This is a genomic window from Nocardioides sp. DN36 (assembly GCF_055380375.1).
The window spans coordinates 2,488,651-2,505,988 of the sequence record NZ_AP043823.1; the positions used below are offsets into that span (position 1 = coordinate 2,488,651).

Below are 17,338 nucleotides of genomic sequence, written 5' to 3' on the forward strand. Positions count from 1 at the left end.
TCAGCGGGGCCGGGAGAGCTCCGCCCACACCACCTTGCCCTGGCCGGGGACCTCCTCGAGGCCCCAGGCGGTGGCGAGCGCGTTGATCAGGTGCAGCCCGCGGCCGTGCTCCGCGGTGCTGCTCGAGGGCTGCGGCTCAGGAGTGCCCTCGCCGGCGTCGGTGACGTCGATGCGCAGCGAGGTCTCGGTGAGCGAGAGCCGGATGCGGCACGACGAGCCCGCGTGCGTGACCGCGTTGGTGGCCAGCTCGCTGACCACGAGCAGCGCGTCGTCGAGGAGCGGAGCCAGGTTCCACCGCGTGACGGCCTGCTTGACGAACCGGCGGGCCTCCGCGGCGGTGGACAGGGCATGCGGCAGATCGACCTCCACCTCGTTCGCCTGTCGGCGCCCGACGGACTCGAGCAGATCGAGGAGCTGGGCCAGCTCGACGTCCTTGAGGACGTAGCCGTCGGCGTGGCCGGCGATCCAGGCGCGGTCGTCGGCCACGGCACCGGAGAACACCACGACCTTCGAGGTCGGCGACCGGTCCCGGATCCGCGTGAGCACCTCGCGGCCGGCGATGTCGGGCAGACCGAGGTCGAGCACCACCAGCTCGGGCCGCAGGGACTCGGCCAGCCGGACCGCCTCCGCGCCGCCGCCGGCCTCCCCCACCACGTCGAACCCGCCCCGCAGCCGCAGGGCGGTGCGCAGCAGCCGCCGGACGTCGACGACGTCGTCCACGAGCAGCACCCGGATGGTCACGACTCGGCCTCGGGCAGCGTGATCACGAAGGCACCGACGGGGTCCTCGGGCGTCCCCGGCTCGTACGTCGCGTCGCCGCCGTGCGCGCGGGCGATCTCGCGGACGATGAACAGCCCGAGGCCGGTGCCGCCGCGACGGCGCCCGGTGGCGAACCGCTCGAACAGCCGGCCCTGCATCGCCGCGGGTACGCCGTCGCCGGCGTCGCTGACCCGCACCCGCACCCGGCCACCGTCGCTCCGCGCGCTCACGGTGACGGGTGCGGCGCCGTGGCTCAGGGCGTTGCTCAACAGGTTGTCGAGCGCCTGGGAGAGCCGGTCGCGGTCGCCGGAGACGGTCAGGTCCGGCGGACACTCGACGACGACCGGCACTCCCGGGTTCGTCGTCTGGAGGCTGGCGACGGCGTCACCGACCACGTCCACCACCCGCACCGGAAGCGCGTCCATCTCCACGGCCCGGGACTCCAGCCGCGAGGCCGTCAACAGGTCCGTCAGGAGCCTGCGCAACCGCCCGGTGCTCGACTCCATCGCGTCGAGCAGGTCGCCGCGCTCGTCCTCCTCGAGCTCCTTCCAGTGCCGCGACAGGGTCTCGGCCGAGCCGCTCAGCACGCCGATCGGCGTACGCAGCTCGTGGGCGGTGACCGCCAGGAACTCCTGCTGCTCCTCCGCGGCCTGCCGCAGCCGCCGGTTGAGGGTCTCCAGCTCGTCCTTGGCCGCCGCGAGGTCGCGCACCGCCTGCTCGCGGTCCTGCTCCAGGCGTCGCCGCTCGCTGGTGTCGCGCGTGACCTTGGCGAAGCCGACGTGCCGGCCCGACTCGTTGAAGACCGCCGTGATCAGGACGTTGGCCCAGAAGCGGGTGCCGTCCTTGCGGATCCGCCAGCCCTCTTCCTCGTAGTGGCCCTCACGCATCGCGATCTCGAGCTCGTGCTCGGGGTGCCGCCGCTCCTGCTGCTCGGGTGGGTAGAACACCCGGAAGTGCTGGCCGATGATCTCGTCGGCCGCGTAGAGCTTGCTGCGCTGGGCGCCGCTGTTCCAGCTCACGACGTGCCCGGTCGGGTCGAGCATGAAGATCGCGTAGTCCTCGACGGCCTCGACCAGCAGCCGGAAGCGCTCCTCGCTGCGGCGCAGCTCCTCGGTGGCCGCGCGCTCGGAGGTGACGTCCTGGACCTGCAGGAAGACGTAGAGCGCCCGGCCCGCGGAGTCCCGCACCGGCGCGAAGGTGGCCCGCACCCAACGCTCGCCGGCCGACCGCGGGAGTGCGTGCTCGACCTGGACCACCTCGGCCCGGCCCTGCTCGATGTCCTGCAGCACCCGGGCGATGCCCTCCCCGCCCTGGTCGGTCAGGTCGCCGTAGAACTGTCCGACCAGCTGGGTCGCGGGGCGCCGCACCAGCGTCGCGAGCGCGCCGTTGGCCCGGACCAACCGGCCGGCGAGGGTCATGGTGGCCATGCCGATCGCCGCCGCGTCGAAGACCTCGCGGAAGCGTTCGAGGTGCTCGTCGAGCACGCGCTGGTCGGGTTCGGGCTCGGGCGCGTGCTCCGTCGGGTCCACGGCGGACCGCGAGCGGTCGGCCACCGCGAGCAGTCGGTCCACGAGCGTGTCCACCGGCGTGGACTTCTCGAGGAACGCAGCCGCTCCGAGCTCCTCCGCCCGCTCGGCCAGCCCCTGCTCCTCGAAGCCGCTGAACAGCACGACCCTGGTCGACGGTGAGAGGCGCCGGATCTCCGGGAGCGCCTCGAGGCCGTCGACGCCCGGCATGGAGACGTCCAGCAGCATCAGGTCGGGCCGGTGCTGACACGCCAGCTCGATCGCCTGTGCCCCGTCCGCGCCCTCGCCGACGATCGTGAACATCCCCGAGATCCGCAGGCGCGACTTCATCAGCACGCGCACCTCGGCGGCGTCGTCGACGATCACGATCGAGGGAGCGCTGGGACTCACGGTCCGCCGCCCCCGGCACGCCGTGCCGCGAGGACGGCCACGTCGTCCTCACGCGTCCGGTCGCGGACCGACTCCACGAGCCGTTCCAGCGCCTGGCCGAGCGGCTCGTCCACCAGTCCGGGGGTCGCCTCGCGGACGCGACGCTGCCCCTCGTCGATGTCCTCGCCGCGACGCTCGATGAGGCCGTCGGTGAAGGCGAGGACCGTGTCGCCCGGCCGGAGCGGGACGGTCAGCGAACGACGCGGTGCGTCGCTGATGCCGAGCGGCGGGCCGTCGGCGGTCGGCAGCTCCTCGACCGTGCCGTCCTCCCGGAGCACGAGCGGCGGCGGGTGCCCTGCGTTGACGACCACCAGCTCGTTGCGCGAGGGGTCGGCGATCGCGTAGACGAGCGTGACCAGCTGGCTCATGCCGTAGGTGGCGAACAGCAGGTCGAGCTTGCGCAGCACGACCTCGGGCTGGGGGTCCACCGCGACGTACGCCCGCACGGCAGCACGCATCTGGGCCATCGCGGCGGCGGCCCCGACGCCCCGCCCCATCACGTCGCCGACGAAGAGCGCCAGGCGGCCGTCGGGCAGCCCGATGGCGTCGTAGAAGTCACCACCGACGTCAGTGCGTCCGGCGGGGCTGTAGTGGCTGGCGAGCTCCCAGCCGGGGACGTTGACGGCGAGGTCGGGCAGCACGGCGTGCTGCAGCCGGACCGCGGCCTCCCGGGTCTGGCTGTGCAGCTGGGCGTTGTCGATCGCGATCGCAGCCCGGCGACCGAGGTCCTCGGCGAAGGTCACGTCCTGCGGCGTGTAGCGTCGCTCGGACTCCGCGGCAACGAAGGTGATGACGCCCAGCGCGCGGCCGCGCGCGACCAGGGGCACGGTCATGGCGCTGCGCAGGTGCAGCTCGCGGGCGATGCGCAGGTGCTCGTCGTCCACGGCGGCCGCGACGAGCATCTCGTCGGTGACCTCGGGGATGAGGGAGCTCCGCCCGGTCCGGATCACGTCCCAGGCACCACCGGGCGCGTCCCTGTTGGACGGGTAGCGCTCCTGGATCTCGAGGGCGGCGCGGATCTTCGCGGGGTCGACGTGCTCCACCGCCAGCCGGTGCAGCCGGTCGTCCTCGACGACGTCGATGGCGCACCAGTCGGCGAAGGTGGGCACCGCGAGCCGGGCGACGTTGGCCAGCGTGACCTCGTAGTCGAGGCTCTTCGCGAGCTCGGTCGTCGCATCGGCCAGGAAGCGCACCCGCAGGGACTGCTCCGTCGCCTCGGCCTGGGCCCTGATCCGTTCCAGCGCCTGTGCGCAGGAGTCGGCGAGGATCCCGAAGAACTCCAGCTCGGCGCCGTCGAACTCGCGGCGACCCGGGAACGACAGCGTGATCACGCCGACCGCGCGGCCCACGACCCGCATCGGCAGGCACACGATCGAGCGCTCGCCCTCAGCCGCGCGCTCCAGGTCGGGGTAGCGCTCGTCGATGGCAGCCCGGCCGACGAGGACGAGCGGCTGGCCCGTGCGCACCACCTCGGCGGCGGGCACGTCGTCGTCGATGGCGTACGTCGCCCAGCGTCGCGACGCCCCCTCCGCCCCGCCCCGGAGCCCCACGAGGGCCAGCGTGTTCTCGCCGACCACCACCGACAGCGACGCGACGGTCGCCCCGACCGCGTCGGCGGCCTGCGAGACGACGACCTTGGTGACGGTCTCCGCGTCCTCGGCGGTGCCGAGCTCGGCGGCCACGCGGGCGAGCCGGGTCAGCCGGTCGCCGAGGCGGCGTACCTCCCGGTCCTGGCCGTCCACGCTCACCTGGTCGTCGACCACGACGACCGTGCCCACGACCGTGCCGTCGCGCCGCAGTGGGGAGCAGGTGAGCTCGGCGGCGCGCACGGAGCCGTCCACGCGGATCACGTCGAGGCACCCGGACCAGTGCCGACCCTCGAGCGCCTGCCGCTCGACGTCCGCGAACGCCTCCCTCTCGTGCACGGCCAGCAGGGCGGTGGCGAGGTCGACGCGTGCGAGGTCGTCGGCGAGGAACCGGTGCCGGCGGCGCGCGGTGGCGTTGGCAAAGATGATCTGGCCTGCGGTATCGGTGGCCAGGGCCGCCTCGTCCAGGCCGTCGAGGTGATCGAGGTCCCCGATCCACGGCGGTACTCCGGGGATCGGCACGGCCCCATCATGTCACCGCTGGACCGTCCGGCGCCGGTGCCGGCGCGGGTTGTCTGGGCATCAGGGCTGCCGCCACCAGCCCGACGAGGCCGATCACCCCGACTGCCACCATGGCGAGGCCGTAGTTGCGGCCCGGCGTCTCGGCGATGCCCGCGACCAGGATCGTGCCCGCGATCGCGGTGCCGAGGGACGAGCCCAGGTTGGACACGCTGCGCGAGAGTCCCGAGATCTCCCCCTGCTGGTCCTCCCCGAAGCTCGACTGCACGACGTTGACCGACGGCGTCAGCATGGCCCCGACCCCGAGACCGATCAGGAAGAGCCCTGGAGCGAAGACCCAGACCTTGGGCGAGCCGTGGACCATCAGCAGGAACAGCCCGATGCCGGCGATGGTGAGGACGAAGCCGGCCATGATCAGGGTCCGCTGCGGGCGGCGCTTCGCGAGCCGCTCGGCGGCGAACGACGAGACCAGGAGACCGACCGTGGAGGCCGAGAAGATCACACCGGTCTCGATCGCGTTGTAGCCGCGGACGACCTGGAGGTACGCCGAGACGGTGAACGACACGCCCATCAGCGTCAGCCACTGGGCGTTCTGCGTGACCAGGCCGAGGTTGGACGTGCGGTTGCGGAACAGGCTGGGCGACAGCAGCGGCTCCTCGCCCCGCTTCTCCTTGGCCCGCATCGACCAGAAGAACCACGCCAGGAACAGCGCTCCGGCGACGATCAGGCCCACCATCACCCAGACGTTGTTGTCGGCCGCGAGGATCCCGGACACGAGGAGGATCAGGCCGACGGCCGACAGAACGGCCCCTCCGGTGTCGAAGTGCCGGTCCGGCTCCGCGGGCAGCGGGTCCTCCAGCTTGCGGCTCAGGACCACGATCACGGCGATGACGAGGGCCTGGAACACGAAGGCCGCCCGCCAGCTGATGGCGGTGGTGATGAGGCCGCCGATCAGGGGTCCGGCCGCCGCACCGATGCCACCCGCCGCGCTGATGGCGCCGAACGCGTGCGCCCGCGACGCGACCTCGGTGAACATCAGGGTCGCGAGGATGTAGACCGGCGGGATCAGCAGCGCGGTCCCGATCCCCTCGAGGATCGAGTTGCCGAGGATCAGCACGCCGAGCCCCGGCGCCACCGCGCTGAGCAGCGCGCCGACGGCGTACACGACGAGGCCGACCATGAAGCACTTCTTGCGGCCGTACCTGTCGGTGAGCTTGCCGCCGGGGATCATCAGCGCGGCCATCACCAGCAGGAAGATCGTGATCGCGAGCTGGATGCCCTGGACCGTGGTGTCCAGGTCCTCGCTCATGTCGTTGATCATCACGTTCATGTTGGATCCGGCGAAGCTGCAGATGAACTGCGCGAGCGCGAGCGGCACGAGCACCCGTTGCGCCGCCCCCGTCGCTCGGCTCGTCGATACGTCCTCAGCCATGTGCCGCTCCCTCCGTTGCGGCTTCCGACTGTTCCCGCAGGGGGCTGTTCGGCCCTAGGGGCCAACGTCCTCTGCGCCCGTTCTCCTTCCGCTGGGCGCGGGCGTGCGGCAGGATGGCGGGAGTCGCGCACCACGTTCCTCGGGGGAGGCCATCGTGTCGGGATCGATCGTTCTCGGGCAGGCAGGACGTCGGACGGCCGCGCTCATCGCCGGCGCACTCGTCCTCACCAGCACTGCGCTGCTCGGCGCGGGGCCGGCCCGCGCCGAGCCGCTCAACGCGTGCGTCAACCCCGACAACAGCCCGCCGGTGGTCGAGGACGTCACCTTCTCCCCCTCGGCTGTCGACGTCTCGGCCGGCCCGCGTCAGGTGACGCTCAGCATGCAGATCAGTGACGCGGGAGCTCCCGGTCCGCGGCCGAGCGGTGTCGGGGGCGCCTCTGCCTATGTCTCGTCCCCTGACAACACGGTCAACGAGCGGGTGCGGCTCGTGCCGGCCGGCGGCGACACCTGGTCCGCGGAGCTCACCGTGCCGCAGTTCGCGCCGGCGGGGGCATGGCGGGTCAGCTCCATGGACCTGTACGACGCCGCGGGAAACTCCCCCGGCGAGGACTTCCCCGGGTACACCCACCAGCCGCCCTTCGACGCGACCCTGACCGTGGCATCCTCCCCGTCACCGGACACCGAGGGGCCGACCGCCACCGCCCTGACCGTCCACCACCGTCGGGTGGACACCACCCGCAGGCCCGCCGACCTCCGTGTGGAGGTGTCGGCCAGCGACGCGGGGTCGGGCATCGAGAGCGTGTTCGTCCGGGCCGACCATCGTGGGGACGAGGCGGACGCGACGCTGGTCGACCAGGGCGACGGCACGTACGCCGGGGACCTGCGCATCCCGCGCTGGGTCGGCACCGGCGACTGGAGGATCACCTGGATCGGCGTCCGTGACGCCCTGGGCAACCAGACCAACTACCGCCGCGACCGGCTGCGGGCCCTCGGCGACAACACCTTCCACGTGGTGAGCCGCATCGACGAGGCGGAGCCCGTGCTGCGGTCCCTGGACGTCGACCCCGGGGCCGTCGACGTCCGCAGGCGTGGGCACCGGATCGTCCTCACGGCACGGATCGACGACGCCCGGTCCGGCGTGCGGGAGGCGACCGGACTGATCAGCTCGCACGTCATGAAGCTCGAGCGCATCCGCGGCACCGCCGAGCACGGCACCTGGCGGGGGCACCTCCGGCTGACCCCGTGCACGCGCCCGGTGCGCAACCACAGCTGGGTGGTGGTCCGCGCACTGGACGGGGCCGGCAACGAGATGTACGACCCGGCCCGGAAGATGCGCGTGCGGCACCGGGACCTGCGGCCCCCGCAGTTCTCGTTCACCACGCACTCGGTCCCGCGGACCGGACCGGTGACGATCGCCTTCGACGAGCCCGTGAACGGGATCAGCGACCAGAGTGCGATCGTCCAGCAGGCGGACCCGGGACCCGATCTCGGCGGTCCACCGCTGGCGGGGTCGTGGGAGTGCTTCGAGAAGGACGGTGACACCACGTCCTGCAGCACCGGCCGGGTGCGTGCGGCGGCCTGGACACCCGAGGATCCCCTCACCGGTCCCGACGCGCACGTCGTGCTCGACCCGGCGGGGACGCTGGAGCTCACCGACCTGCACGGCAACCCGTTCCGCCGGGACGAGGCCGACGTACGCCTGAGGTAGCGCGGTCGTGTGGCTGAGCGTGCGCCCGGGCGCACGCTCACGGGCACGACGCCGGCTTCCGGAGCGGACCGATCCTCCTGAGGCATACTGTCCGCGGGTCGGACACCAGCCGAGCCGACGGCACCGGGTCGCCCCGGGGTCGTTCCCGGCTGGATGCTTCGATCCCACGCCCCTGTAGCTCAGCTGGATAGAGCAAGAGCCTTCTAATCTCTAGGTCGCAGGTTCGAGTCCTGCCGGGGGCGCCGAGAGGTCCTGCAGCACCGTCGCCTCGAGCCCGTGCTGCATCGCCCAGCGGACCGCCTCGACGCGGCGGCTGACGCCGATCTTGCGGTAGCCCGTGCGGATGTAGGTCTTCACCGAGTTCACGCTGACGTACAGCTCGGCGGCGATCTCCTGGTTGCTCCTGCCGAGCGCGATGAGCGCGAGCACCTGCGCCTCGCGTCGCGTCAGGTCGGTGATGGGGTCCGCGGCGGTCACGTCGGGGCAGGTACCCCGATGTGGCGATCCCACACCTGCCGGATCACTCGGTGCCGGTGGCCTCCACGACGCGCAGCCGGTCGGGCTCGAAGCCGTGCTTCATGCCCCACACGACCGCCTGCGAGCGACGGGTGACGCCGATCTTGCGGTAGGCGGTGCGGATGTAGGTCTTCACCGAGTTGATGCTGAGGTAGCTGCGGTCGGCGATCTCCTGGTTGCTCAACCCCTGCGTGATCAGGGCCAGCACCTCCGCCTCCCGCTCGGTCAGACCCCACTCGCGGCCCGGCCACACGCCGGCGCTCCGGTCCGGACCGACCTCCTGGGCGGGTACGACGACCTCACCGTCGTGCACGCGCACCAGGGCGTCGACGATCTCCTTCGCCCCGATGCCCTTGGAGAGGTACCCGGCGGCGCCGCGGGCGACCGCGCGGGAGACGAGCTCGGGCTGGACGTTCCAGCTGAAGATGACGACCTTCGCCCCGCTGCCGTGCACCAGGTCCTCGAGGTCGACCCCGTCTCCCTGCACCTGCCCGAAGGTGTCGTAGAGGATCACGTCGACGTTGCTCATCACCGGCATCCCCGAGTCCATCTCGACGACGGTGACCTGGTCCTGGTGGGGCGCGAGCATGGCCGCCACACCGGCGACGACGATCTCGTAGTCGTTCACGATCGCCAGTCGGATGGGGGAAGTCTGGTCGGGGGCCATGGCGAAACTGTATTTCACCCTGGCGGAGGAAGCGACGGGTTGCCGTGATCTCCTACCGTGTCGTGCCACCCGGGCCCGGGCGGCTGTCGCCGATCCCGAGGAGTCCCGTGACCGACCAGGTGAGCGCGCCCGTCCTGCTGCGGCGCGAGCCGGGCCTGGTCAGCGCCTCGCTCGGTTTCGTCGCGGACGCCGCCCGCGAGGCGGCCCACGACCTTCCCCGGTCCGCCCTCGAGTTCGCCCGGTCGTGGGGAGCCCAGCTCCCGCTGCCGGGCCGCGGCTCCACGGCCGAGCTGTGGGAGGCCCTCGCCACCGTGGCGTCCGGCAACCTCTCCGTCGCCCGCACCCTCGAGCCCCACCTGGACGCGCGCGCCATCCTCGCCGAGTCCGGATCCCCCGCACCGGCGGATGGGAGCACGTGGGGCGTCTTCGCGGCCGAGGGTCCCGGCGTGCGCCTCGCGGCCGCGCGCGACGGCGAGGGCTGGCTGCTCTCCGGCACCAAGCCCTGGTGCTCGCTGGCCGGTCGCCTCACCCACGCGCTGGTCACGGCCTGGGTCGACGACACGCGCCGTGCGCTGTTCGCGGTCGACCTGCGCCACCCGGGCGTCCGCCCCGACGCGCACGCCTGGCACGCGCGCGGGCTGCGCGACGTACCCTCCGGCCCGGTCCACTTCGAGAGCACGCCGGCCACGCCGGTCGGCGATCCGGAGTGGTACCTGCGTCGCGACGGCTTCGCCTGGGGCGGCATCGGGGTGGCGGCGGTCTGGTACGGCGGTGCCGTGGGCGTCGCGCGCCGCGTGCTCCAGCAGGCCCGCCGGCGCACTCCCGACCAGGTCGCCCTCGCGCACGTCGGCACCCTCGACGCCACCCTGACCGCCGCCCGAGCCGTGCTCGCGGAGGCGGCGCGCCAGGTCGACGCGGGCCTCGCGACCGGCGAGCCGGGAGCGGCCCTCGCGCTGCGGACGCGCCAGGTGGTCGCCGAGGCGGTGGAGCGGGTGCTCACGGTCGCCGACCACGCGCTGGGGCCGGGACCCCTGGCGCTGGAGCCCGAGCACGCAGCGCGCGTGGCCGACCTGCGCCTCTACGTGCGCCAGCACCACGCGGAGCGCGACGCCGCCGCCCTCGGCGGCCTGGTCGTCGCCGGCGCCCCGACGGACGGAGACCCCTGGTGACCGCAGCGTTCACCCACGACGGCACCGGCACCGACGCCGCGTCCTGGCGCCGGCACCCCTCGTGGGGCGCGGTCCCCGAGCTGACCCTCGTCAACGGGGAGGTGCCCTGCTCCCGGCTGGTGGTGGTCGCGGCGCACCCCGACGACGAGAGCCTCGGCGCCGGCGGCCTGATCGCGACCGCCGCGGCCGCCGGCCTGACGGTCTACGTCGTGCTGCTCACCGCCGGCGAGGCCTCGCACCCCGACTCCCCCACCCTGAGCCGGCACGCGCTGGCGACCCGCCGCCTCGCCGAGGCCGAGCGCGCGCTGGGCATCCTGGCGCCCGAGGCTCCCCTCGTCTTCCTCGGCGCCTCCGACGGTGCGGTCGCCGACGTCGAGGCCGAGGTGACCGCGAGCCTGGTCGACCTGATCGGTGACGGCCGGGCCACGCTGCTGGCCGCTCCCTGGCGCCGCGACGGGCACCCCGACCACGAGGCCGCGGGCCGGGCAGCGGCGGCAGCAGCGGAGCGGACCGGCGCGAAGCTGGCGGAGTACCCCATCTGGATGTGGCACAAGGACGGGCCCGACGACGCCCCCTGGCCGCAGATGCGGCGCCTCGACCTCTCGGCCCAGGTCACCCAGCGCAAGTGGCTGGCCATCCACGCCCACGCCACCCAGGTCCGGCCGCTGTCCCCGGCGCCCAGCGACGGGGTGCTGCTCCCCGACCGGGTGCTGGCCCACTTCAACGCACCCGTCGAGCACTTCGTGACCGAGCCCCTGGCCGACCCCGCTCTCGACGACCTCCACCGGCAGCGGGCCGACCCCTGGGGCGTCGACGAGCGCTGGTACGAGGAGCGCAAGCGGCAGCTGACGATGGCGGCCCTGCCCCGGCCGCGCTTCCGTCGGGGCCTCGAGATCGGCTGCTCCACGGGCGCGCTGGCCCAGCAGCTCGCGACCCGCTGCGACCAGCTGGTGGCGGTCGACCGCAGCCCCACCGCGGTGGCCCGGGCCAGGGCCCGCCTGGCCGACTGGGGCAGCGTCGAGGTGAGCGAGCGCGACGTCCCGCGGGACTGGCCCGAGGGCCGGTTCGACCTGGTCGTCGTGTCCGAGACCGGCTACTTCCTGAGCCCGGGCAGCCTCGACCGGCTCATACGGCGGATCGGTGCCAGCCTCGAGCCGGGCGGGGTGGTGCTCCTCTGCCACTGGCGGCACCCGGTCGAGGGTTGGGTGCTCGACGGCCCCGACGTGCACGAGCGGTTCCGCGCGAGCTCCCTGCCGCCGGAGATGGCGCGCTACGAGGACCGCGACGTGGAGATCTCGGTGCTCGCCCCCGCCGAGCAGTGGCCCGAGCCGTCGGCGTGAACGAGCACGGGGCGACGACGGCGTACGAGCGGGTCCACGTCGTGGTCCCCGCGCACGACGAGGAAGCCCTGCTCGCCGCGTGCCTGGCCTCGGTGGCGCGCGCCGTGGACCACCTCGCCCGCACCCACCCGCACCTGCGGACGTGCGTGACGGTCGTCGCGGACCGCTGCGCCGACGCGACGGTGCCCGTCGCGGTGCGGGCCGGGGCCGACGTCGTGGAGACCGCCGCCGGCTGCGTCGGCGTGGCCCGGCGGGTCGGGGTGGAACGGGCCGCAGAGCTCAGCGCCGGGACCCACCAGCAGCGGGTGTGGGTGGCCAACACCGACGCCGACACGGTCGTGCCGGAGCACTGGCTGACCCGACAGCTCGACCTGGCCGCCGAGGGCTTCGCGATGGTCGTCGGAGCCGTCCGCCCCGACCGGCGCGGGCTCGAGCCCGGTCTGTGGCGGGCCTGGCACGACCGGCACCGCCTGCACGAGGGTCACTCCCACGTGCACGGGGCCAACCTCGGGCTCTCGCTCGACGCCTGCCTGCAGGTGGGCGGCTTCCCGGCGGTCCCGCTGCACGAGGACGCACTCCTCGTCGAGGCGGTCCGGTGCGCCGGCTTCCCCTGGGTCGCGACCGGCACCACCGCGGTCACGACGTCCGCCCGGCGTCGGGGCCGCCTCGCGGGCGGCTTCGCGGACTACCTCGACGGTCTGGCGTGACGAGGGCAACACCGGTCCCGATGAGTGAACCCGGCCCCTGGGTGGGTAGAACATGCTCGGCCGCGCCAGGTATGAGCTGGCGCGGCCGATGCCATTTCCGGGCCGGGGTCAGCCCGCGACGTACGCGTCGATCTCGCCGAGCACCCGCTTCTTGACGTCGTCGTCGGCGTACGACGCGTGCACGGCCGCGCGGGCCAGGTCGCCGAGGCCGGCCTCGTCGAGGTCGAGGAGGTCGGCCGCGATCTCGTACTCGCGGTTGAGGTCGGTGCCGAACATCGGCGGGTCGTCGGAGTTGATGGTGATCGTGACGCCGGCCTCGCGGAAGGCCCGGATCGGGTGCTCGTCGAGCGTGGCGACGGCGCGCGTGGCGATGTTGGACGACGGGCAGACCTCGAGGGGGATGCCCCGCTCGGCCAGGTGGGCGAGCAGCTCCGGGTCCTGGGCCGAGGACGTGCCGTGTCCGATCCGCTCGGCGCCGAGCAGGGTGATGGCGTCCCACACCGTCTGCGGGCCGGTGGTCTCGCCGGCGTGCGGCAGGCTGCGCAGGCCGGCGGCCCGGGCCGCCTCGAAGTGCGGCTGGAACTGCGGCCGCGGGACGCCGATCTCGGGCCCGCCGAGGCCGAAGCCGATCAGGCCCTCGGTCCGGTGCTCGAGTGCGTACTCCAGGGTCTTGTCCGCGGCGGGCAGGCCGCTCTCGCCGGGGATGTCGTAGATCCAGCGCAGCACCAGCCCGAAGTCGCGCTCGGCCGCGACCCGCGCGTCCTCGATCGCCTCGGAGTAGGCCTCGATCGGCATGCCCTTGCCCTCGACGTGCGGCTGCACGGAGGTGTACGGCGTGCAGGTCAGCTCGGCGTACCGGAGGTTCTGGCCGGTCGCCATCTCGCGGGCCACCTCGTAGGTCAGGTAGCGGATGTCCTCGGGCGTCCTGATGAGGTCGACGACCGCGAGGTAGACCTCGACGAAGTGGGCGAAGTCGCGGAACTCGTAGAAGCGCTGGAGCTCCTCGAGGTCGCTGGGCACGGTGCCCGGGTGGCGGGCCGCGAGCTCGCTGACGATCCGGGCCGACGCGGAGCCGACGTGGTGGACGTGGAGCTCGGCCTTCGGGAGACCGGCCACGAACGCGGAGAGAGGGTGCTGGGTGCTCACCCGTCCGATGATGTCAGCGGTGGATCGCGAAGTACCAAATGGCGAGGGCCGGCACCACACCGAGCAGCAGCCACGGCGAGAGCACCCGCTTCTCGTTGATGAGCCGCACCCCCGCCATGGCCAGCAGGCCGACGACGGCGGCGATCGTGAGCAGCCCGGGCTCGGCGCCCGCCCGGTCGACCGACCCGGCCAGCACCGACAGGCCGCCGGCGAAGATGGTCGCGGTCGTCAGCAGCAGCGCGGACATCACCCAGCGCTGGACCCGCTCGACCTGCATGCCCCGAGCCTAGGCTGCGACCGCGCCCCGGCGGATCAGCCGAGCTGGTCGATCAGGTTCTGCGACAGCTGGTCGACGGTCCGGCCGTCGGTGAAGACCTTGCCGTCGAGCAGGATCGTGGGGGTGCCGCGCACCCCGGCGTCGTCGGCCGCCTTCGACGCCTTCTCGACCCACGCCTTGCCGGTCTCGTTCTCGATCCCGTCGCGCACGTCCGCCTCGGTGGCGCCGGCCTCCACGGCCTTGTCCACCAGCCAGCTGCTGTCCGGGTAGGGGCCGGACTCCTCGGGCTGGTCGGCGTAGAGCAGGTCGTGGAACTTCTTGGCCACGTCGGGCCCGGACGCGTCGAGGACGACCTTGAACGCGGCCGCAGCGGCGACCGAGTAGTCGGTGTGCAGCAGGTTGAACGGGCGGTACTCGACGTACACCTTGCCCTGGTCGGCGAGCGAGGCGAGCTCGTCGTGGCTCACCTTCTCCAGCTCACCGCAGTAGGGACACAGGAAGTCCTCGTAGATCACCACCGTGTGCGGGGCGCCCTGCTGGCCGATCGTCACGCCGTAGTCGCCGGTGCCGGCCGGGGGCGCGCTCACGTCGGTGCTGGTGTCGCGGGCCCGGTTGACGAGGAAGCCGCCGACCACGACGAGGAGGATCGCCACGACGACCCCACCGATCATCAGGGTGGCCCGGCGGCGTTCTGCCCGCTGCTGCTCCTTCAGCGCGGCGGCGGCGCGCTCGGCGCGGGAGTCACGGGCGGTCTTCTTCGACAAGGTCAGTGTCCTTCGGGGGCGGGGGTACGACGGAAGAGCAGGTTGTCCACGGCCAGCCGGGTGCGCCCGACGACGACGAGGTAGCCGGACAGGAGCAGGAGCGCGACGTCGCGGGCGATCTCCCACGGGTACTGCGACCGGGCGTCGGGGTCGTAGCCACCACCGCCGAAGCACCCGCAGTCGATGGTGATCCCGCGCGCCCACACCGAGGCGATGCCCACGATGAAGCCGAGGAACAGCAGGGAGGAGACCACCGCCGCACCCCGGGTGAGCACGCCGAGGACCAGGCAGAGCCCGACCACGATCTCGACCATGGGCAGCAGCTGCCCGACGGTCGGCACCAGCGACGAGGGCAGCAGCTGATAGGCGCGGACCGCCTGCACGCTCGTGGCAGGGTCCGGCAGCTTCACGGCACCGGCGACGATCCAGACACCCCCCGTGACCAGCCGCGCGACCAGGCCGAACCACTCCTTCACGCCTCCGACCCTAGGTGGCCGGGCTGAATCTCGCCTGAGAGTCCGGGGGTGCGGCGCAGTAGGGTGCGTCACGTGAACGAACGACTGGTCTGGATCGACTGCGAGATGACCGGGCTCGACCTGAAGGCCGACGCCCTGATCGAGGTGGCGGCCCTGGTCACCGACTTCGACCTGAACGTGCTGGGTGAGGGCATCGACCTGATCATCAAGCCCCCGACCGAGGCGATCGAGCAGATGAACGACTTCGTGCGCACCATGCACGAGACGTCCGGCCTGCTGGCCGAGCTCGACCACGGCATCACCATGGCCGAGGCCGAGGAGCGGGTGCTGGCCTACATCAAGGAGCACTGCCCGGACAACAGCCGTCCCCCGCTGGCCGGCAACACGGTGGCGACCGACCGGGCGTTCCTGTCCCGGGACATGCCGCAGCTGGAGTCGTTCCTGCACTACCGGATCGTCGACGTCTCCTCGATCAAGGAGCTCGCCCGGCGCTGGTTCCCGCGCGCCTACTTCCAGGCGCCCGCCAAGCGCGGCAACCACCGCGCCCTGGCCGACATCCAGGAGAGCATCGAGGAGCTGCGCTACTACCGCGAGGCCGTCTTCGTGCCCTCCCCCGGCCCCGAGACCGAGGCCGCCCGCACGATCGCGGCCCGGCACGGCGGCGCACTGACCGGTCTCACCGGCAACGAGCCCGATGCGGGGAAACCCGGCAAGGACTAGTACACTCCTCACCGATCCCGGCACTGCCGGGATCTGCCTTGGTGGGTATAGCTCAGCTGGTAGAGCGCTGCGTTGTGGTCGCAGATGTCGCGGGTTCGAGTCCCGTTACTCACCCCAGTGTGATCGGGCCCCTGACCTCCTCGAACGTGGTCAGGGGCCCGATCCGTCTCCACCCATGGCTGCGCGAAGCGCTTCGACGACGAGATGTCGGTATGCCTACCGAACACACCGAGCCGGTCACTGCGCCAACCTCGACGGTCCAGCCGCTCGACACTCCGCATCCCTCCGCCGGACAGGAGCGCAGCTGGGGTCGATGCCCTCTTGGCTCGCACCACGCAAGTACCGCACTTGGGTAATTCCAGAGCCGGCAGGACCGGGCACACAGTGGAACGGAGAACGCCACTCCGCCGCGGTACGAGCCAGGACTGCCCGCAGCGCGGCGCCAGACTCCAGCTGCACGAACTCGGGAGGTTCCGATGACCACTTGTGGCACGCGTGGCCGCAGCCGCGCACCCCAGGAACGACGGACTCGGAGGCGTGGGCGACGCCTGCGACGGACGGCAGTGGCAGCCACCGTGGTGACCATGACCGCCGCTTTGACGATCGGGGGAACTGCGGCCGGGTCACGCCCCGGCGCCCACCGCACCTCGTCGAGCCCTCGACGCAGCGTCGCGCTGACCGCGGCAATGACTCGAAGGACACCCGCGCAGACTGCGCTTGTCGCCACCCGAACCCGCGCCCCGCACGCCGCCCGGCGCACCGCCATCACCGGCGGATTTCTCCGCACCGGCCACCGCAAGCTGCGGATTCAGGTGACGTGCCGCGCCCACGGCGTCGTGAAGCTGCGCGTGCGTGACGGACACCGCCTGGGCACGCGCCGTTTCCACTGCCATCACCATCACGCGGCGGTGAAGTTCAGGCTGCCCCGACACGTCGCCAAGGCCGCATTCTCCCGGCACGGGGTCCGAATGGCCGCCCGCCTGAGGTCCGGCACGACGGCGGCACACGGGCCGGTCAGGCTGCACAGGCCTCCGTGGCGTGATCGCGACGCCCACGGCAGGGCACCCGATCCCGGAGACGCCGACGAGCGCAGCGAGGGACGCAGTGGTGTCCTGGGCGCGGAGGGCGACGTCTACTGGCGCGACACCCAGGCTGTCTGCCAAGGAAGCGGCAGCGGCAGCGGCGGCACCCTGGTCGTCGACCCACTGCCCTGGGCACTGCTCGATGCTGCCGGCTACGGAGACCAGATCTGGTGGAAGGCCTGGATCTGGGCGGTCGACCCTGCCACCGGTCAGGGCCACTGGGAGGACCTCTCTGGCGGTCGCTGGCAGGAGCCCTACGTTCCTTGGCCCGACGGGGCAGGGGTCGACGGGTCGATCTACGACGACGGCGCGGGCCTGACCGTGGCGATTGGCGGCACGACCGCGCCGGGAGTCGGACTGGCTCCGGTGACGGCGACCATCCGCTCCGGGTGGCTGGTCTTCCCATACATCGAGGCATGGAGTCACAAAGCCGGCGCCATGACGCACCTGGTTCCGACCGATGCCCAGTCGGTGCAGGTGGTCGCCCCCAACGGATGCCTCTTCCCCTGACCACA

16 protein-coding genes and 2 tRNA genes are annotated in these 17,338 nt (G+C 72.7%); 8 read left to right on the top strand and 10 right to left on the bottom strand.

The genetic code is table 11. From position 1 onward, the window contains the following. From ACZ43H_RS12810 to ACZ43H_RS12825, 4 genes are read right to left on the bottom strand one after another with little or no spacing between them, the layout of a single operon-like run. A complete protein-coding gene (locus ACZ43H_RS12810) occupies nucleotides 1–741 on the bottom strand; it encodes a response regulator (RefSeq protein ID WP_464583299.1) in 741 nt (246 codons plus the stop codon). Then, a complete protein-coding gene (locus ACZ43H_RS12815; protein ID WP_464583301.1) occupies nucleotides 738–2,675 on the bottom strand; it encodes a PAS domain S-box protein in 1,938 nt (645 codons plus the stop codon). Before ACZ43H_RS12815 ends, ACZ43H_RS12810 begins: the two co-directional genes overlap by 4 nt. Further along, complete coding sequence (locus ACZ43H_RS12820; RefSeq protein WP_464583303.1) at nucleotides 2,672–4,822, bottom strand: SpoIIE family protein phosphatase; 2,151 nt, start codon at nucleotides 4,820–4,822, stop codon at nucleotides 2,672–2,674. Before ACZ43H_RS12820 ends, ACZ43H_RS12815 begins: the two co-directional genes overlap by 4 nt. Before the next feature lie 7 nt (nucleotides 4,823–4,829). After that, nucleotides 4,830–6,251, bottom strand: a complete 1,422-nt coding sequence (locus ACZ43H_RS12825) for an MFS transporter (protein WP_464583305.1) — start codon at nucleotides 6,249–6,251, stop codon at nucleotides 4,830–4,832. Between the two features lie 154 nt (nucleotides 6,252–6,405). Between ACZ43H_RS12825 and ACZ43H_RS12830 the strand changes: the two genes are divergently transcribed. Together ACZ43H_RS12830 and ACZ43H_RS12835 are read left to right on the top strand one after the other, a co-directional pair. Next, the gene (locus ACZ43H_RS12830; protein ID WP_464583307.1) at nucleotides 6,406–7,959 is read left to right on the top strand and encodes a hypothetical protein; all 1,554 of its coding nucleotides are present in this window, start codon (nucleotides 6,406–6,408) and stop codon (nucleotides 7,957–7,959) included. A gap of 168 nt (nucleotides 7,960–8,127) precedes the next feature. After that, nucleotides 8,128–8,201: transfer RNA gene (locus ACZ43H_RS12835), tRNA-Arg, on the top strand. Here the strand turns inward: ACZ43H_RS12835 and ACZ43H_RS12840 are convergent. Then, nucleotides 8,170–8,436 (bottom strand): response regulator transcription factor, encoded by a 267-nt coding sequence (locus ACZ43H_RS12840; protein WP_464583309.1) that lies wholly within the window; start codon nucleotides 8,434–8,436, stop codon nucleotides 8,170–8,172. The two genes, ACZ43H_RS12835 and ACZ43H_RS12840, sit on opposite strands and share 32 nt — an antisense overlap. 43 nt (nucleotides 8,437–8,479) lie before the next feature. Beyond that, complete coding sequence (locus ACZ43H_RS12845) at nucleotides 8,480–9,142, bottom strand: LuxR C-terminal-related transcriptional regulator (protein ID WP_464583311.1); 663 nt, start codon at nucleotides 9,140–9,142, stop codon at nucleotides 8,480–8,482. A gap of 107 nt (nucleotides 9,143–9,249) precedes the next feature. On the opposite strand from ACZ43H_RS12845, the gene ACZ43H_RS12850 reads away from it, so the two are divergent. The 3 genes from ACZ43H_RS12850 to ACZ43H_RS12860 are packed head-to-tail and all read left to right on the top strand — an operon-like array spanning nucleotide 9,250 to nucleotide 12,358. Continuing rightward, a complete protein-coding gene (locus tag ACZ43H_RS12850; RefSeq protein WP_464583313.1) occupies nucleotides 9,250–10,311 on the top strand; it encodes an acyl-CoA dehydrogenase family protein in 1,062 nt (353 codons plus the stop codon). Further along, nucleotides 10,308–11,651 (top strand): PIG-L family deacetylase, encoded by a 1,344-nt coding sequence (locus ACZ43H_RS12855; protein ID WP_464583315.1) that lies wholly within the window; start codon nucleotides 10,308–10,310, stop codon nucleotides 11,649–11,651. The genes ACZ43H_RS12850 and ACZ43H_RS12855 overlap by 4 nt, the downstream gene beginning before the upstream one ends. Next, entirely contained in the window at nucleotides 11,648–12,358 is a 711-nt protein-coding gene (locus ACZ43H_RS12860; RefSeq protein ID WP_464583317.1) for a glycosyltransferase family 2 protein, read from the top strand. The genes ACZ43H_RS12855 and ACZ43H_RS12860 overlap by 4 nt, the downstream gene beginning before the upstream one ends. Nucleotides 12,359–12,466: 108 nt before the next feature. Here ACZ43H_RS12860 and ACZ43H_RS12865 read toward each other — a convergent pair whose 3' ends face one another. Genes ACZ43H_RS12865 through ACZ43H_RS12880 form a run of 4 tightly spaced genes read right to left on the bottom strand, consistent with a single transcriptional unit; the run spans nucleotide 12,467 to nucleotide 15,021 of the window. Continuing rightward, nucleotides 12,467–13,504, bottom strand: a complete 1,038-nt coding sequence (locus tag ACZ43H_RS12865) for an adenosine deaminase (protein WP_464583319.1) — start codon at nucleotides 13,502–13,504, stop codon at nucleotides 12,467–12,469. Between the two features lie 13 nt (nucleotides 13,505–13,517). Next, on the bottom strand, nucleotides 13,518–13,781 hold the full coding sequence (locus ACZ43H_RS12870; protein WP_464583321.1) for a hypothetical protein: 264 nt from the start codon (nucleotides 13,779–13,781) through the stop codon (nucleotides 13,518–13,520). A 35-nt stretch (nucleotides 13,782–13,816) separates the two neighbouring features. After that, nucleotides 13,817–14,545, bottom strand: a complete 729-nt coding sequence (locus ACZ43H_RS12875) for a DsbA family protein (RefSeq protein ID WP_464583323.1) — start codon at nucleotides 14,543–14,545, stop codon at nucleotides 13,817–13,819. A 2-nt stretch (nucleotides 14,546–14,547) separates the two neighbouring features. Next, nucleotides 14,548–15,021, bottom strand: coding sequence for a MauE/DoxX family redox-associated membrane protein (locus ACZ43H_RS12880; protein WP_464583325.1), 474 nt, complete (start codon nucleotides 15,019–15,021; stop codon nucleotides 14,548–14,550). Between the two features lie 105 nt (nucleotides 15,022–15,126). On the opposite strand from ACZ43H_RS12880, the gene orn reads away from it, so the two are divergent. The 3 genes from orn (at nucleotide 15,127) to ACZ43H_RS12895 (ending at nucleotide 17,333) form a co-directional block, all read left to right on the top strand. Continuing rightward, entirely contained in the window at nucleotides 15,127–15,741 is a 615-nt protein-coding gene (gene orn, locus ACZ43H_RS12885; protein WP_464590813.1) for an oligoribonuclease, read from the top strand. Between the two features lie 41 nt (nucleotides 15,742–15,782). Then, nucleotides 15,783–15,858 (top strand) — tRNA-His (locus ACZ43H_RS12890). A 467-nt stretch (nucleotides 15,859–16,325) separates the two neighbouring features. After that, a complete protein-coding gene (locus ACZ43H_RS12895) occupies nucleotides 16,326–17,333 on the top strand; it encodes a hypothetical protein (protein WP_464583327.1) in 1,008 nt (335 codons plus the stop codon). Nucleotides 17,334–17,338 lie beyond the last annotated feature (5 nt).

Bases quoted from the DNA above. Each gene is read 5' to 3' on its own strand.
- ACZ43H_RS12895 (WP_464583327.1), top strand. From the start codon at position 16,326: ATGACCGCCGCTTTGACGATCGGGGGAACTGCGGCCGGGTCACGCCCC.
- ACZ43H_RS12845 (WP_464583311.1), bottom strand. From the start codon at position 9,142: ATGGCCCCCGACCAGACTTCCCCCATCCGACTGGCGATCGTGAACGAC.
- orn (WP_464590813.1), top strand. From the start codon at position 15,127: ATGACCGGGCTCGACCTGAAGGCCGACGCCCTGATCGAGGTGGCGGCC.
- ACZ43H_RS12825 (WP_464583305.1), bottom strand. From the start codon at position 6,251: ATGGCTGAGGACGTATCGACGAGCCGAGCGACGGGGGCGGCGCAACGG.
- ACZ43H_RS12870 (WP_464583321.1), bottom strand. From the start codon at position 13,781: ATGCAGGTCGAGCGGGTCCAGCGCTGGGTGATGTCCGCGCTGCTGCTG.